Origin of the sequence: Nocardia sp. NPDC004860, from assembly GCF_040609015.1 — a bacterium.
GTDB lineage: Bacteria > Actinomycetota > Actinomycetes > Mycobacteriales > Mycobacteriaceae > Nocardia.
In genome coordinates this window covers 35,866-50,760 of the sequence record NZ_JBEXJI010000040.1, presented here as the reverse complement: position 1 = coordinate 50,760, position 14,895 = coordinate 35,866, and the positions used below count along the sequence as shown (strand labels likewise).

The 14,895-nt window shown below is 69.5% G+C and carries 15 protein-coding genes and 2 tRNA genes; 8 read left to right on the top strand and 9 right to left on the bottom strand.

Annotated features, from left to right (window positions below):
* Window positions 1-38: 38 nt before the first annotated feature.
* The 4 genes from ABZV44_RS41485 to ABZV44_RS41470 all read left to right on the top strand — a co-directional run bounded on the left by ABZV44_RS41485 (window position 39) and on the right by ABZV44_RS41470 (window position 2,606).
* Window positions 39-998 carry a DUF3105 domain-containing protein gene (locus tag ABZV44_RS41485; RefSeq protein ID WP_354849506.1) on the top strand — a complete coding sequence of 320 codons (960 nt, stop codon included), beginning with the start codon at window positions 39-41 and terminating at the stop codon, window positions 996-998.
* Between the two features lie 11 nt (window positions 999-1,009).
* Window positions 1,010-1,723, top strand: coding sequence for a DUF305 domain-containing protein (locus tag ABZV44_RS41480; RefSeq protein WP_354849503.1), 714 nt, complete (start codon window positions 1,010-1,012; stop codon window positions 1,721-1,723).
* Window positions 1,724-1,847: 124 nt separating this feature from the next.
* Window positions 1,848-1,923, top strand: a tRNA-Arg gene (locus ABZV44_RS41475).
* Window positions 1,924-2,288: 365 nt separating this feature from the next.
* Window positions 2,289-2,606 (top strand): hypothetical protein, encoded by a 318-nt coding sequence (locus ABZV44_RS41470; protein WP_354849500.1) that lies wholly within the window; start codon window positions 2,289-2,291, stop codon window positions 2,604-2,606.
* A 2-nt stretch (window positions 2,607-2,608) separates the two neighbouring features.
* Here the strand turns inward: ABZV44_RS41470 and ABZV44_RS41465 are convergent, their stop codons facing one another.
* From ABZV44_RS41465 to ABZV44_RS41440, 6 genes are all read right to left on the bottom strand, one after another.
* On the bottom strand, window positions 2,609-3,208 hold the full coding sequence (locus ABZV44_RS41465) for a TIGR03086 family metal-binding protein (protein ID WP_354849497.1): 600 nt from the start codon (window positions 3,206-3,208) through the stop codon (window positions 2,609-2,611).
* A gap of 9 nt (window positions 3,209-3,217) precedes the next feature.
* Window positions 3,218-4,621: a hypothetical protein gene (locus tag ABZV44_RS41460; protein WP_354849495.1), complete on the bottom strand. Its 1,404-nt coding sequence runs from the start codon at window positions 4,619-4,621 to the stop codon at window positions 3,218-3,220.
* 157 nt (window positions 4,622-4,778) lie between these two features.
* The gene (locus ABZV44_RS41455) at window positions 4,779-5,153 is read right to left on the bottom strand and encodes a hypothetical protein (protein ID WP_354849492.1); all 375 of its coding nucleotides are present in this window, start codon (window positions 5,151-5,153) and stop codon (window positions 4,779-4,781) included.
* 123 nt (window positions 5,154-5,276) lie between these two features.
* A complete protein-coding gene (locus tag ABZV44_RS41450; protein WP_354849489.1) occupies window positions 5,277-6,395 on the bottom strand; it encodes an ABC transporter ATP-binding protein in 1,119 nt (372 codons plus the stop codon).
* Window positions 6,392-7,930, bottom strand: a complete 1,539-nt coding sequence (locus ABZV44_RS41445; RefSeq protein WP_354849577.1) for an iron ABC transporter permease — start codon at window positions 7,928-7,930, stop codon at window positions 6,392-6,394. The genes ABZV44_RS41450 and ABZV44_RS41445 overlap by 4 nt, the downstream gene beginning before the upstream one ends.
* A gap of 74 nt (window positions 7,931-8,004) precedes the next feature.
* Window positions 8,005-9,027: an iron ABC transporter substrate-binding protein gene (locus ABZV44_RS41440; RefSeq protein ID WP_354849487.1), complete on the bottom strand. Its 1,023-nt coding sequence runs from the start codon at window positions 9,025-9,027 to the stop codon at window positions 8,005-8,007.
* Between the two features lie 178 nt (window positions 9,028-9,205).
* Here ABZV44_RS41440 and ABZV44_RS41435 point away from each other — a divergent pair, with 178 nt between their 5' ends.
* On the top strand, window positions 9,206-9,649 hold the full coding sequence (locus ABZV44_RS41435; protein WP_354849484.1) for a hypothetical protein: 444 nt from the start codon (window positions 9,206-9,208) through the stop codon (window positions 9,647-9,649).
* A gap of 7 nt (window positions 9,650-9,656) precedes the next feature.
* Entirely contained in the window at window positions 9,657-11,060 is a 1,404-nt protein-coding gene (locus ABZV44_RS41430) for a metallophosphoesterase (protein ID WP_354849481.1), read from the top strand.
* Window positions 11,061-11,101: 41 nt separating this feature from the next.
* Here the strand turns inward: ABZV44_RS41430 and ABZV44_RS41425 are convergent.
* A tRNA-Cys gene (locus ABZV44_RS41425) sits at window positions 11,102-11,176 on the bottom strand.
* A gap of 128 nt (window positions 11,177-11,304) precedes the next feature.
* Between ABZV44_RS41425 and ABZV44_RS41420 the strand changes: the two genes are divergently transcribed.
* Window positions 11,305-11,847 carry a MarR family transcriptional regulator gene (locus ABZV44_RS41420; RefSeq protein WP_354849479.1) on the top strand — a complete coding sequence of 181 codons (543 nt, stop codon included), beginning with the start codon at window positions 11,305-11,307 and terminating at the stop codon, window positions 11,845-11,847.
* Window positions 11,848-11,923: 76 nt separating this feature from the next.
* The gene (locus tag ABZV44_RS41415) at window positions 11,924-12,979 is read left to right on the top strand and encodes a hypothetical protein (RefSeq protein WP_354849476.1); all 1,056 of its coding nucleotides are present in this window, start codon (window positions 11,924-11,926) and stop codon (window positions 12,977-12,979) included.
* Between the two features lie 232 nt (window positions 12,980-13,211).
* Here the strand turns inward: ABZV44_RS41415 and ABZV44_RS41410 are convergent, their stop codons facing one another.
* Entirely contained in the window at window positions 13,212-13,988 is a 777-nt protein-coding gene (locus ABZV44_RS41410; protein ID WP_354849473.1) for an enoyl-CoA hydratase, read from the bottom strand.
* On the bottom strand, window positions 13,985-14,887 hold the full coding sequence (mmsB, locus tag ABZV44_RS41405; protein ID WP_354849471.1) for a 3-hydroxyisobutyrate dehydrogenase: 903 nt from the start codon (window positions 14,885-14,887) through the stop codon (window positions 13,985-13,987). Before mmsB ends, ABZV44_RS41410 begins: the two co-directional genes overlap by 4 nt.
* Between the last annotated feature and the right edge of the window lie 8 nt (window positions 14,888-14,895).

The following is a 14,895-nucleotide window of genomic DNA, read 5'->3' as shown; positions in this document are numbered from 1 at the left end:
GTTTGATTGTCCGACACGTCGAAAAGAGCACAACAAGCATGCCGAGCAAGACCAGTGCCAAGTCGGCCAAGGCCATCAAGGCCGCGGGCAAGTCGGCCGGATCGTCCAGGAAGGGCGGTCGCGGGGGCAGCCTGGGCGGTAAGCGTCAGATTCCGTGGCTCATGATCGGGGCCGTGGTCTGCATCGTCGCCCTCATCGGCGGCATCGCCTGGGTGCTGGTGCCCAAGATCCAGGACAAGCAGGAGCAGGACAAGTACACGCCGTCCGCCCAGAAGAAGGATCCCTCGGATCAGATTCAGGGCGTCGTGAAGAAGGACTACGCGGCGGGCATGCACGTCGCGGCCACCCAGCGTGTGAACTACGACCAGTCCCCGCCCTTCGGCGGTCCGCACGACGGCTCGTGGGCGGCCTGCACCGGCGTGGTGTACGCCAAGGCGATCCGCACCGAGAACGCGGTGCACTCGCTCGAGCACGGCGCGATCTGGATCACCTACAACCCGGACAAGGTCGATCAGGCCGGCATCGACACCCTGAAGTCGAAGGTCAAAGGCAAGCCCTACAGCCTGATGTCCCCCTACCCCGGCCTGGACACCCCGATCTCCCTGCAGTCGTGGGGTCACCAGCTGAAGCTGAACAGCGCCGACGACAAGCGCGTCGGCGAGTTCATCACCGCGCTGCGCCTGAACCAGTACGCCTACCCGGAGGTCGGCGCGGACTGCGCGAACCCGACCTTCAACACCGACAACCCGCCGGCCTTCGACCCGACCCAGCCCGGCCCCGACGCCGTGCCGATGGACGGCAAGGGCCTGCAGCAGGATGCGAGCGAGCTGGGTGGCGGCAGCGGTATTCCGGGCATGCCCGCCGGCGGTATCCCGGGTCTCCCGAACGGCGTGCCGGGCCTGCCCACCGATGGCACGAGCCTGCCCGGCGGCATCCCGTCCATCCCGGCCCCGACCGACGGCCCGACCCAGCCGGATCAGCCGGCTCCGACCCAGTAGTGCCGCCGTTCATGTCCGACATCCCAGATCGCAGCTCCGAGCCCGATCCCGCCGCCGAACCGGTGCCGCAAACACGCCGCAATCAGCAGCCCGCCCTGCTGGCGATCGGGGTGGTCGCGGTGCTGCTCATCGGTTTCATGGCCGGACTGCTGGTAGGCAATGCCATGCACCACGGCCCGGAGACGCCCGGCACGGTGGATGTCGGCTTCTCCCAGGACATGTCGGTGCATCACGCGCAGGCGGTGCAGATGTCGGGCGTCGCGCTGTCGGGGACCACGGACCCGGCGGTGAAGCGGCTCGCCTACGACATCCTCACCACGCAGGCCAATCAGGCCGGCCGTATGCAGGGCTGGCTGCAGCAGTGGGACAGACCGCTCATCTCCCCCGACGGCTACATGGGCTGGATGACGGACATGTCCACGCACGAGCATTCCGGCACCGCCATGCACTCCGGCGCGGTGCAGACCATGCCCGGCATGGCGTCCGATCAGGAGATGGCCGCCCTGGGCCAGGCCACCGGTCCGGCCCTCGATGCGCTGTACCTGCAGCTCATGCTGCGCCACCACCAGGGTGGCATGCCGATGATCGAGTACGCCGCCCAGCGCGCGGACACCGACGCGGTGCGCTCGCTGGCCGAGAGCATGGCCAAGACCCAGAAGAGCGAGGCCGATCTGATGACCCAGATGCTGGCCGAGCGCAAAGCCTCCCCGCTGCCGATGAACTGACCGAGCACCTCCGACTGACACGGACCGGGCACAGAAACGCCCGGTCCGTGTTCGTTTTTGGCGCAGCGCGAGCGATGCGATACGCTGTCCCAGCCCGACCGGGAGACCGGACGGGACCATCCCCGCCCTCGTAGCTCAGGGGATAGAGCGTCTGCCTCCGGAGCAGAAGGCCGCAGGTTCGAATCCTGCCGAGGGCACCACAGTAAGGCCCCGACCGTGGATCACGGTCGGGGCCTTACTCGTTCGCGGGGCGGCGGGCCGTTACGGCACCGAATGACTGACTTATCGTGCCATCGTGACCGATTGGGATTCCGATTCGAGGACTCGGGAGCAAAGGTAGTAGCTGTGCATCGCGGTGTCCGGTTGTGCAGGAGGCAGCCGGACACCGCGAGCGCTTTCTCGGGCCACGATCAGAGTTCAGGCCACGGCCGGGACCGCCTTGCCGGCGGATACGGCGGTGGACGAGATCGGTGCGGACGCCGACGGTTTCGGATCAGTCGGCGGTATGGCTGAGGACCGGGCAGGCCGCTGATCTCCTGGGCGCACGGCACCACCGGTGTCGCCGATGTCTGCGCGCCCTCCCAGGACACCTCCCCCCGGCGGCCTCACCGCCGAGGACGTCTTCAACCGTGACGGGGACATCTCCGCACTGATCCGGGTGCTGAACGAAAACGACCCCAGCGCACTGGCTTTCACGCAGCCGCTGCTGGTATTGCAGGGCCGCGCGGTGCCGGCGCTCGCCACCGACGCCATGGTGGTGCAGCAGCGCGCGGGCGGTCAGCCGGTGCAGTACCACAGCCATCCGGGCGCGGACCACCGCGGCGTACTCGACGCGTCGTTCAATGACGCACTGGCCTGGGTGGATACCCGGTTCGGCCGGTAGGGTCAGGCCGCGGGCATCCAGCCCGGGTCGCGGCCGAACCAGGCGGCCAGCCGGTCGTAGGCGGGCGCGTCGGCGGCGATCGGCACCTCGTGGCCGAAAGCCTTTCCTGGACCGCGGAATTCGGGCTTCAGCAGCTGCTTGGACCAGGCCAGGCCATGCTCGGCGAGCTCCGGATCCAGGGTACGGCCCTGACCGGTGGCCCGGGTGAGATCCCAGGCGTGCATGGCGAATTCGGTGATCTGCTGATCGGCGCGACCGCGCAGTGGGGCCTCCCCGCCCATGCCGGGCACCAGCCGCTCCGGATCGGCGGCGCGCCAGGTCTCGAGTAGCGGCTGCGCGCGGGTGCGGAACTCGGCGGCCCAGTCCACGCCGACCGGGTCGGGCGGTGCGCCCCAGTCGGGCATCTCGCCGCGTGCGGCGATGGTGAAGTCGCGCAGGATCTGGCCCACGATATGGTCCAGCAGCCCGCGCACGCGCCAGTCCTCGCACGGCGTCGGCAGGGCTGCCTGGTCCGGGCTGACGGCGGCGAGGACATCGCCCATCTGCGCGATGGCCCGTTCCAGGAGATCGATCGTCGGGTCCACCGGTGACTTGTCGGCCATGCGGCCAGACTAGCCCTGCGGCAAGACGTTCCGCGCCCCATCGGGCATGACGATCACCCGTGGCGGGGGAGGTTCCGGCGCGGCCACGGCCCGCCGCGGGGATCGGATCCGCCACAGCAGGTACAGCCCGGCCGCACAGCCCAGGGTGATCACCAGGGCCACCGCGCCGGGCACCGCGGAGACCGCCCCGTGCGGATCCCGATACCAGCGCGGCGAGTAGGCGACCCGGCCGAAGCTGCTGCCTCGCAGCGCCACCACCAGGCACGGCACCACCAGTACGGCGAGCGCCACCACGGCGCTGCCGGCGGTCTTCGGGACCGCCGCGCCGAAGCAGAAGCCGATGGCCAGCGCGGTGAGGATCACACCGAGCACCGGGATCACCGCGTACTGGTGCGCGATGCCCGCGGTGCCGGCCGCGAAGACCGCCAGCCCGGCGGTCGCGGCGAGCGCGATCCAGGGCGCGCGCCATCGGCGTCCCACCGCCAGCCCGGCCACCACGGCCAGGACCGGGAACGGCGCGGTCCAATCCGGCCGGGGCACCGCGATGATCGCGCTGCCCGCATTGGCCACCGCCACCGCGAGCAGCACCAGGGTGCCCTCGCGCCCGGGCAGCAGCAGCGCCGCGACCAGCGCCGCGCCGATGGTGATGGCCGCGGCCACCCCGGCCTGCGCGACGGTGCCGGCGTGCTGCACGAACCACTGCGTCGACAGCGTGGTCGCGGTGACCAGGATCAGCGCGGACAGGATCGGGCCCATCGCCAGATCGGTGTTCTCGTGTTCGCCCGCCGGTTCCGGCTGCTGGACGGCGATCCCCGCGACCAGCAGCGCACCGGCCAGCACGAGCAGCCACACCGGTGGCGTTCCGGTCGACGCCCATTCGGTGAGGGGATTGCCGCGGCCGCCCGAGGGCGGCAGCGAGGTCTGGTCGGCGATCAGGATCGCGGACAGGGCGCCGACCAGGTACGCGCCCGTCGCGATGGGTTTGCCGAATACCGCGACCGCGAGCGCCCCGAGCAGGATGCCGCTGAAGATGGAATCGATGTAGTTGGCGGTGGTCAGATTTCCCGGGATCGCCGCGTCGCGGTTCCACAGCTGGTCGATCACCAGCACCACCGCGCTGCCGCTCGACGCGATCCAGGCCGTCTTGTGCCCGAGCGCGACCACCAGCGCCGCCGAGACCACCGCGAACGCCGCGCCGGCGGCGGCCGCGCGCGGCATGTTCAGCACCAGCAGATCCAGCTGCAGTACCGGGCCTTCGGAGGTCCAGCCCAGATCGAGGGGGGCCATGAGCAGCAGTCCGGCCACCGCCGCGCCCAGCAGGGCGGCCATCGCCTCGATCGGAACCGCGTAGCGTCGCAGCGCCAGGGGCGCGGTCCTGTCCAGCGGGTCTGCCAACGCGAACCTCGCGCCCATCTCGTCACCTACTCCCTCGGTGATGCGACGCCTTCCGCGTTACAGCAATAACGAGCAGCTATCTCTCGCGACATTAACAGCTGCGGTATGTGGGAACCCTGAGAAGTGGAGTCGGTCACAGTCCTTCGGCGGGCCGGGGAGCGGGCCCGAGACACCGTCAGGCGCAGCGGAAACGGAAGATCGCCGGCGGGGTGACGCCCGGCGCCGAGGTGACCTGAACGGCCGGATCACTGTCCAGCGCACAGCCGATCGGGGTGCTGACCTGAACCCGGTAGCAGCCGAGCGCGCCGTTGTAGACGGCCGTGCCGTCGACGCCGGTGGTGAGAGTCGCCACATTCGCGCCGCCGCCGCAGGGCGCGATGTCGGCGGCCACGCCCGCCATGGGGAACTGCTCGGGGCCGTAGACCGCCTGCACCGTCACCGCGGGATCGGCGGCCGGCTCCGCGGACGCGACCGGGGCCAGGGCGGACGCGAGCGGGGCCAGGGCGCACGCGGCGGCGAGAGCGGATGTGACGAGCAGCGTGCGGCGCACCTTGTCTCCTTCGGGACGAGCTGAGGCAGTTCGCCTCTGCGGCCGACGATTCGGCCTCCGCGCCACTATAGGGACTCCCCGGTCCGATCGGTCACATTCCGACCGGCCGGACGGGCCGATCGCTCAGACCGCGGAGACCGCGCCGACCCGGCTCACGGTGGCCGCGCCGGTTGTCCGGCCGGCGGCGGCGCACTGCTCAGAGGTGAAAGCGACTGCCGCGCCGAGGACTTCGAGCTCGACACGGTCGCCCACCGTGGGCGCGTCCACGCTCACCCGGCGCACCTGGACAGGTTCGGGGCAGCCGTCGAGGTCGAGGGTGAGCAGGACGTCCGCACCCCGGAACTCGAGGGCGCGCACGGTGGCACAGCCGGCATGGCCGTCGGCGGCCGCCCGGGCCAGCAGCTGTTCGGGCCGCATCATGACCGCGCCCGCACCGGTCGGCGCGTTCACCTGCACCGGGATGCGGCCGAGCACGGTCTGGGCGGTCTCCGTGCCGATGGTGGCGTCGAGCAGCACTGTGTCGCCGAGGAATCCGGCCGTGAACAGGTCCGCGGGGGCCGCGTACACCTGCTCCGGGGTGCCGACCTGGGTGAACCGCCCCGAGCACATGACCGCGACCTGATCGGCGAAGGACAGTGCCTCCTCCTGATCGTGGGTGACCAGGATGCTGGTCATGCCCGCGGCGCGCAGGGTCTCGGCGACGGCCTGCCGGGTGGCGGCGCGGAGTCCGGTGTCCAGAGCGCTGAAGGGCTCGTCCAGCAGCATGAGATCGGGTTTGCGGGCCAGGGCGCGGGCCAGGGCGACGCGCTGCTGCTGGCCGCCGGAGAGCTGATGCGGCCGCCGATTCGCGTAGGACGGGTCCAGCGAGACCATATCGAGCAGTTCGGCGACGTGCTGCCGGTGCTTGCGCCGCGCGCCCAGTCCCCCGCCGAGACCGTAGGCGATGTTCTGCCCGACGGTCAGGTGCGGGAACAGCGCCCCGTCCTGCGCCACGTAGCCGATTCTGCGCCGGTGCGATGGCACCGAGAAGCCCTGGCGGGTAATGGTTTCCCCGCCGACGGATACCGATCCGGCGTCCGGGTTCTCGAATCCGGCGATCACCCGCAGCAGCGTGGTCTTGCCGCATCCGGAGGATCCGACCACCGCCGTGGCGCTGCCGTCGGCGACGTCGAGGCTGATGCCGTCGAGTACCGGCGCCTGTCCGAAGGTCTTGCGAACCTGGTCTACGACAAGACGACTCACAGCCCCGCCGCCTTCCTGGATTGGGTGAACAGCAGATAGGTGACCGGCACCGAGACGATGATCATGATCAGCGCGTACGGCGCGGCGGCCGCGTAGTCCAATTCGCCCGACAGCTGCCAGAACTGCATGGCGAGGGTGTTGGTGCCGTTGGGGGCCAGCAGCAGAGTGGCGGTCAGCTCGGTGGCCACGGCCACGAACGCCATGGCCGCCGCAGCGGCCGCCGCGGGTGCGGTGAGCCGCAGGGTGACGCGGAAGAAGGTGGCGGCCGGGGATTTTCCGAGCGCCTGCGAGGCCTCCTCCAGCCCCACCGGCACCTGCGCCAGCCCGGCACGCACGCTCACCAGCGCGCGCGGCAGGAACATGAGCGTGTAGGCGGCCAGGATGGTCGCGGCCGTCTGATAGAGCGCGGGCAGCCAGCGAATCGACACGGTCACCAGCGCCAGCGCGATCACGATGCCCGGCAGCGAACTGGTGATGTAGTTGGCCCCCTCGATGATCCGCGCGAACCGCGAGGTGGAGCGCACCGCGACCCAGGCCACCGGGAAGGCGCACAGGGTGGTGATCACCGCGGCGGTGGCGGCCAAACCGATGGTCTGACCGAGGGATACGCCGATATCGGTGGTGTTCCACACCGCCGAGCCGCCGATCTTCAGCCACCGGCCGATGGTCCACAGCGGCACGCCCAGCGTGGCCGCCAGCGCGGCGGTCAGCAGCGCGAACATGGGAATCTTGGTCAGGCCCAGGCGAATCCGGTTCGCGCCCCGCTGCGCGCCGCCGCCGATCCGGGCGTACCGGGCCCGGCCGCGCACGGTGGCCTCACCGGCCAGCAGCACCAGGCACAGCACCACGAGCACGCCCGAGAGCGTGCTGCCCGCCGCGCCCGCGAAACTGGACTGGTACTGCTGGAAGATGGCGGTGGTGAAGGTGTCGAACCGGATCATAGCGAAGGCGCCGTACTCGGCCAGCAGGTGCAGCGAGATCAGCAGTCCGCCACCGAGAATCGCCAGCCGCAGCTGCGGCAGCACGATACGTGCGAAGACGGCGACGGGCCCGGAGCCGAGAGCCCGGGCCGATTCCTCCACGGCGGGATCCAGCCGCCGCAGGGTGGCCGCCGCCGGGAGGTACACCAGCGGGAAGTACGAGACCGTCGAGACGAGCACCCCCGCCCAGAGCCCGTGCAGCGAGGGGATGGCGCTGACCCAGCCGTAGCTGTTGACGAAGGCCGGAACCGCGAGGGGGGCCGCGAAGATCGGGCCCCACCAGGCCGCGCCCGGCACGTCGGTGCGTTCCACGATCCAGGCCAGGCCGATGCCCAGCGCCACGCAGATCGGCACGGTCAGCACCACCAGTTCGGCGGTGTTGCGCAGCAATTCGGCCACGCGCGGGCGGAACACCAGCTGTGCGGTCTCGTGCCATCCGGTCGAGACCAGGGTGGACACGATGTACCCCAGCGGCACGAAGGTGGCCGCCACCATGAGCAGGGCGGCGATCGTGACGATCGCCCCGGGCCGGATGGCCGATGCACTCGAGACCATCCTGGTCAGTGCCCGGCCCCTGCTGGGCAGGTCCTTCGCCGCCCGGGTGGGTACAGCGGTCCGAACAGCCACGGTTAGAGCAGACCCGCCTCGGTCATGAGCTGCGTGACCTTCTTGGCGTCCAGCTTGCTCGGGTCGATCTTGGGCGCGCCGAGCGAGGCCAGCGGCGGCAGCGCCGGGTTGGCCGCGACCTCGGCGGCCACCGGGTACTCCATGGAGTCGCCGTCGCGCAGCACCTCCTGGCCCTGCTTGGAGGTGATGAAGGCCAGGAACTTCTGGGCGTTGGCCTGCTTCTTGCTCGACTTCAGCACGCCGCCACCGGAAATGGAGACGAAGGCGCCCGGGTCCTGGTTCTTGAAGTAGAACAGCTGGGTGTTGCCGCTGTTCTCCTTGGTCTTGGCCTGGTCGCGGTACCAGTAGTAGTGGTAGATCACGCCGCCCTCGAACTGGCCGGAGTTGGCGCCCTTCATGACGGTGGTGTTGTTCTGCGAGATGACCGCGTTGTCCTTCATGCCCTTCAGCCACGCCTTGGTGGCGTCCTCACCCTTCTGGGCGAGCAGGGCGGCCACGATCGCCTGGAAGTCCGCGCCGGAGGCGGCGCCGCTCCAGCGGCCCTTCCACTGCGGCTGCTGCAGATCCAGCAGCGACTTGGGCAGCTGGTCGGCCGGGAGCTTGGCGGTGTTGTAGACGAAAACGGTGGAGCGCGCGGCGATTCCGGTCCACTTGCCGGTGGAGGGGCGGAACTGGTCCGGCACCTGGGCCAGGGCGTCCTTGTCGACGTCGGAGAAGAGGCCGGCGTTCTCGACCAGCGCCATGGCCGGGGAGTTCTCGGTGAGGAAGACGTCGGCGGGCGAGTTCTTGCCCTCGGCCACGATCTGGTTGCCGAGGTCGGTGTCACCACCGTTGCGGAGGGTCACCTTGATGCCGGTGTCCTTGGTGAACGCGTCCACCCACTCCTTGGTGAGGGATTCGTGCTGCGCGTTGTAGACCAGGATCTCGTTGTCGTTCTTCGACGAGCTGGAGCAGGCAGTGGTCGCGCCGAGCACCGCGATCGCCGCCAGTGCACCGGACACCAGTTTCCATCGAGCCGCCGTCATGACCGTCCTTTCGCTTGCCCAGCCTCGTCTATGAGGTTTGCCTAACCAACGTACCGTCCCACGTCACGGGTTCAAATGCCACCCCACCAATCGACACGGAATCGCTGTAGTCTGCGTGCGTTCCGGGGACGGCCCGGACGGACAGCAACCGAAGATCGGCCGGAGTCGAAGGATCTCGATGAGCTTGCAGCGGCGTACCCCCTTGACCATCGGACTCGGCGTGGCCGCCGTGGTGCTCGTGGGAGGTGGCATCGCCACCGCGGTGACGTTGAACGGCAAGGACTCCGGACCGAGCGACGACAAGCGCGTCGAGACCGCGGTGCGCGATTTCTACGACGCGCTCTCCGCCGGCGGCGCGTCGCAGGCCGTCGGCAAGACCTGCGCCGGCGACCGCGCCCAGTACGACGCGCTGCCCGAGGCCCAGCGGAAGGCCATGGATCAGGGCAAGATCTCCATGAAGGTCGATTCGGTGCAGGGCATCACCATCACCGGCGACCGCGCCACGGCCGTCACCCTGGGCACGCTCACCCTGCCCGGCACCGCCGACAGCAAGCGTTCCACCGATGAACACCTGCGCAAGGAAGACGGCGTATGGAAGGTCTGTTCCACCGACGCGAAGTAGGGCGGTCATGAGCTGCTGCGGCCCGAACCGGCGGCAGCTACTGGGCCTGCTGGCCGCTGCGGCCCTGCCGCTCGCGGCGCCGAGTCCGGCTCGGGCACAGGCGGGTTCGCTGGTGGCGACCGATCTCGAGGTCGTCACCATCACCGAGCAGTCGGCCGTCTTCACCTGGACGACGCTGGGCCCGGACGCGGCTGGCAACCCTGTTCCGGTGGAGACCGGCAGCGAGGTCTGGCTCGGTCCCGCGGACGGGACCGGGCTGCGGCAGGTCTTCGGCGACCCGCAGCCGACCGCCTATCACTACGCCGAGGTCACCGGGCTCGAGCCGGGTCGCGCCTATCGGTTCGAGGCGCGTTCGCAGGGCATCGCGGCCGCGCCCGCGCTGAATGTCGCCACCCGCCTGCCGATTACGCCGGAGGCGCAGGGGGTCTTCACCACATTGGTGCCGCCGCCGGGCCGGCTGCTGCGAACCCTCGCCCTGTCCAATGACATTCACTTCGGCGAGGAGGTCAGCGGGCTCATCACCGCGGGCCTGCCGCCCGGCGTGCGCCAGGAGCCCGGTCTCGCACCGTATCCCGAGGTCATGCTGTCCGCGCTGCTCGACGATATGCACCGGCCCGACCGTGCTGTCGACCATCTGCTGCTCGCCGGCGACCTCACCGCCGAGGCCACCCCGGACCAGGTGCGCGGCGTCCACTCCCACCTCGCGAATTGGGGTGCGCCGGGCCGGGACTGGTTCGCCGCCCGCGGCAATCACGACCGCCCGCACCTGGGCTCGGACTACGCGGACTGCAGCCCGTACCTCGGCCACTACGACTGCTGGGGTGATTCCTTCACCGCCCGACAGCAATTGGCGGCCTACGAGGTCGGCGAGCTGCGCCTGATCGCCCTGGACACCACCCAGCTCGACGCCCCGGGCGGCACTGTGGACCGGTCCCAGCTCGACGAGCTGCGGGACCGGCTCACCGGCGACCCGGACCGTCCCACACTCGTTTTCGGTCATCACCCGGTCACCACCGAGTCCGGCTGGTCCAATCTGGCCGGACCGAGCTTCATTCTCGATGCCGCGAATGCCGCCGAGCTGCAATCGATCTACCGCTCCGCGCCCGGTGTCTTCCTGCACCATGCGGGGCACACCCATCGCAACCGGCGGACCCGGCCCGATCTGCCCATCCCGGTGGAATTCCTGGAAGTGGCGGCGGCCAAGGAATATCCGGGCGGCTACACGCTGCTGCGCCTCTACGAGGGCGGCTACATGCTGAATTTCCACAAGACCCGCACCGAGGCCGCGCGGCGCTGGAGCGCGCGGTCGCGGGGCGAATACTTCGGTCTGCTGCCCGAATACACGCTGGGCACGACCGCCGACCGCAATTTCGTAGTGTCGCGCGATCTCTCCGGCGTGATCGCGAGCTGAATGCGAGAACGCCTCCCGGGTGTTCGGGAGGCGTTCTCCGATGGAGCGACCGACGGGACTCGAACCCGTGTGACAGGCTTTGCAGGCCTGCTCCTAACCAACTCGGACACAGCCGCAGGATGTACCCCAATAGTGCGGCGAATCGGGCCTGCGGCCGAGGTTTTGAATCACCGTGATTCGTATGCGCCCCGCGGATCGGCTCGGCGCTGCGACCTACCGGTTCGCGACGTGCGATGATCGGGTCATGTCTCGACCACGTCCACTGCCACTCGACCCGATCGAGGAGGCGCACCGTCAGTGGACCGAGCACGGCTGGGGGGACGTGGCCGACGGAATGGCGGCGGTGACGTCGCTGGTGCGGGCGCAGCAGATCGTGATGGCGCGGGTGGACGAAGCCCTGCGGCCGTCCGGTTTGACCTTTTCCCGGTACGAGTTATTGATGCTGCTGAGTTTCAGCAAAACCGGCGCGCTGCCGATGGCGGTGGCCAGCGCCCGCCTGCAGGTGCACCCCACCTCCGTCACCAACACGGTGGACCGGCTGGAGGCGGCGCACTTGGTGAAGCGTGTGCCACATCCCAGTGACCGGCGGGCGACGCTCATCGAAATCACCGATGCCGGAAGAGAATTGGTGGCCAGGGCCACCACCGAGCTGAACCGGCGAGTTTTCGCCGAGGCCGGACTGCCGCCGGAACGATTGCAATTGCTGCTGCAATTGCTGTCGGAGTTCCGGCAGAGCGCAGGCGACTTCGATCCGGGTAGCTCGCCGACACGATGGGCCGGTCAGTAACCGGTCAGCGACCCGGCAGCCAATTTCGTGCGTCATAGTCTTGGATTCGGCTCGCAAAAGGTTCACCATTGAGCGCATGGTGCTGGTCCTCGGGGTGTCGGCGGGCGCTGCTGGCGCACGTGCCATGCTCACCCATTCCGACCAGCCTCACCTGCCTCCCATCGACCGCTGCAAGGTCCTGCGCCGGACCGGTGATCGCGGCATGGAGGACCCCGTCTTCGAGGCCATCCAGCAGATGCGCAAGTCGGCCGCCGAGCGCGACGAATTCATTACCGGCATCGCCGTGACCTGCCGCTCGGCCACCCACGCCGAGGCCATTCGCACCGCCGCGGGCCGCAACCGCCTCACGGTCATCGATGAGCCGGTGGCCCAGCTCCGATATCTCCGATTCACCCGGAAGCTACCGAGCGAGGGTTCGGTTCTGCTCTACGACCTGGGCGCGTCGGGGCTGACCCTCACCCAGATCGACTGCCGCAACGATGCCGTCCTCGCCACCAAGCGCAGCACGGTCCTGGGCGGTGACGGCCACGACGCCCTGCTGCGCTGGCTGCTCACCCGCGCCGGGGTCACCGTGGATCTGGCCACCACCCGCCGTCAGAAGGAGGCGCTGGCCTCCGAGCGCGTCCTGGCCGTCTGCGACCCGATCACCGGGCAGCGCACCGTGGTCACCCGCAGTGATTTCGCCGAACTGGTCGAAGCGGGCATTCATCACTCGGCGTCCTTCGTCCGCCACATGATCGACGAGACCGGTATCCAGCCAACCGGAATGGCGCTGCTGGGCGGCTGCACCCGCAACAAGAGCATCCGGGACGAGCTGAAACAGCAGCTGGGCTATCCGCTCATCTACGATCCCGAACCCGAATTCGTCTCCACCCGCGGCGCGGTCCTGCTGGCCGCCGAACGGCCATCGGCCCGCAGCATCCGCAGCGTTCGCCTGGCCCAGGCCGCCACCTCCCACGAGGCCCCCGCCACCTCCCCGGTCTCCCGCCGCAAACTCGTTGCGGCAGTGGCGGTCACCGCCACCCTGGGCGGCACCATCGTCGGCGCGCTGGCCATGAACCGCGACGGCGCCGAACACCCCGACGGCAAGCCCCCGACCGTCGAAGTGGTCGGCCCACCCAAACACGGCTGACACCAGCGCCCGCACCGATGACCTCGAGCACGAGGCCCACCCGAACACGCCTGACGCCGACCCCCGCCGCGATGACCTCGAGCACGAGGCCCGCCGAACACGCCTGACGCCGACCCCCCCGCCGCGATGACCTCGAGCACGAGGTCCGCCGAGCAGTACCTGCCCCCTCTCGTCACCGTGCCCCGCTGCCTCAGGCAGCGGGGCACGAGAGCTCCGAGAGTGGTTGCGGCGCTTACTTGTTGGTGAAGTTCGCCGGGCGCTTCTCGATGAAGGCGGTCATGCCTTCCTTCTGGTCCTCGGTCGCGAAGAGCGAGTGGAAGACGCGGCGCTCGAAGCGCAGGCCCTCGGTGAGGGTGGTTTCGAAGGCGCGGTCGACCGCTTCCTTGGCGATCATGACCGACGGCAGCGACATGGACGCGATGGTCTCGGCGATTTCCATGGCGGTGGCGACCAGGTCGGCGGCGGGCACGATGCGCGAGACCAGGCCCGCGCGTTCGGCTTCCTCGGCGTCCATATTGCGGCCGGTGAGGATGAGGTCCATGGCCTTGGCCTTGCCGACGGCGCGGGTGAGGCGCTGGGAGCCGCCCATGCCGGGGATGACGCCGAGCTTGATCTCGGGCTGCCCGAACTTGGCGGTGTCGGCGGCGAGCAGGATGTCGCACATCATGGCGAGTTCGCAGCCACCGCCGAGGGCGTAGCCGGCGACCGCGGCGATGATGGGCTTACGGAACGCGACCAGTCGGTCCCAACCGGCGAAGTGGTCGGTCAGGAACATGTCCATATAGGACTTGGACTGCATCTCCTTGATGTCCGCGCCGGCCGCGAAGGCCCGGTCGGACCCGGTCAGCACGACCGCGCCGACCTCGTTGTCGTTCTCCAGCTCGTCCAGCGCCGCCGAAATGTCGGCCAGGACCTGCGAGTTCAGCGCGTTGAGGGCCTTCGGCCGGTTCAGCGTGATGAGGGCGACACGCCCCTTGCGCTCCAGCAGAATGGTCTCGAAGTCTGTCACGCCGGTTCCTCTCCCGATCGCTTGCGGATATCGGTGACGATAGCCGAGAAGTCCTTGCCCGCTTCCTCCTGGTTGAAGCGGCTGTAGATCTCCGCCGCCAGCTGCCCGATCTGCCCGTCGACCCCATTGGCCCGCAGCGCGTTCGCCGCGAGACCCAGGTCCTTGGACATGAGCGCGGTCGCGAAGCCGGGCTGGTAGTCATTGTTGGCCGGGCTGGCCGGAACCGGTCCCGGCACCGGGCAGTAGGAGGTCAGCGCCCACGACTGCCCCGAGGCGGTGGACACCACGTCGAAGAACTTGTCGTGGGTGAGCCCCAGCTTCTCGCCCAGCACAATGGCTTCCGAGAGGCCGATCATGGAGATGCCCAGCAGCATGTTGTTGCAGATCTTGGCGGCCTGACCCACGCCCGCGCCGCCGCAGTGCACGACCTTGCCGCCCATTACCTCCAGCAGCGGCAGCGCGTCGGCGAAGTCGGCATCCGCGCCGCCCACCATGAAGGTGAGGGTGCCCGCCGCCGCGCCCGCCACGCCGCCGGAGACCGGGGCGTCCAGGGCCCGATGTCCTGCTGCCGCAGCGATTTCCGCGGCCTGCTTGGCATCGGCGACGTCGATGGTGGAGCAGTCGACGAACAGGGTGCCCGGCTTGGCGGCCGGGAGGATCTCGCCGTAGAGGTCGAGCACGATGCGGCCGTTGGGCAGCATGGTGATCACGATGTCGGAGGCCGAAACCGCTTCCGCGGCAGTGGCGACCACGGTCGCCCCGTCCTGACGCGCCTGATCCTGCGCGGCGGGCACCGGGTCGAAGGCGAGGACGTCGTATCCGGCCTCGACCAGGTTGGCGGCCATCGGTCCGCCCATGTGCCCGAGACCGAGGAACCCGACCTTGGTGTTGTTGCTCATTACTCGTC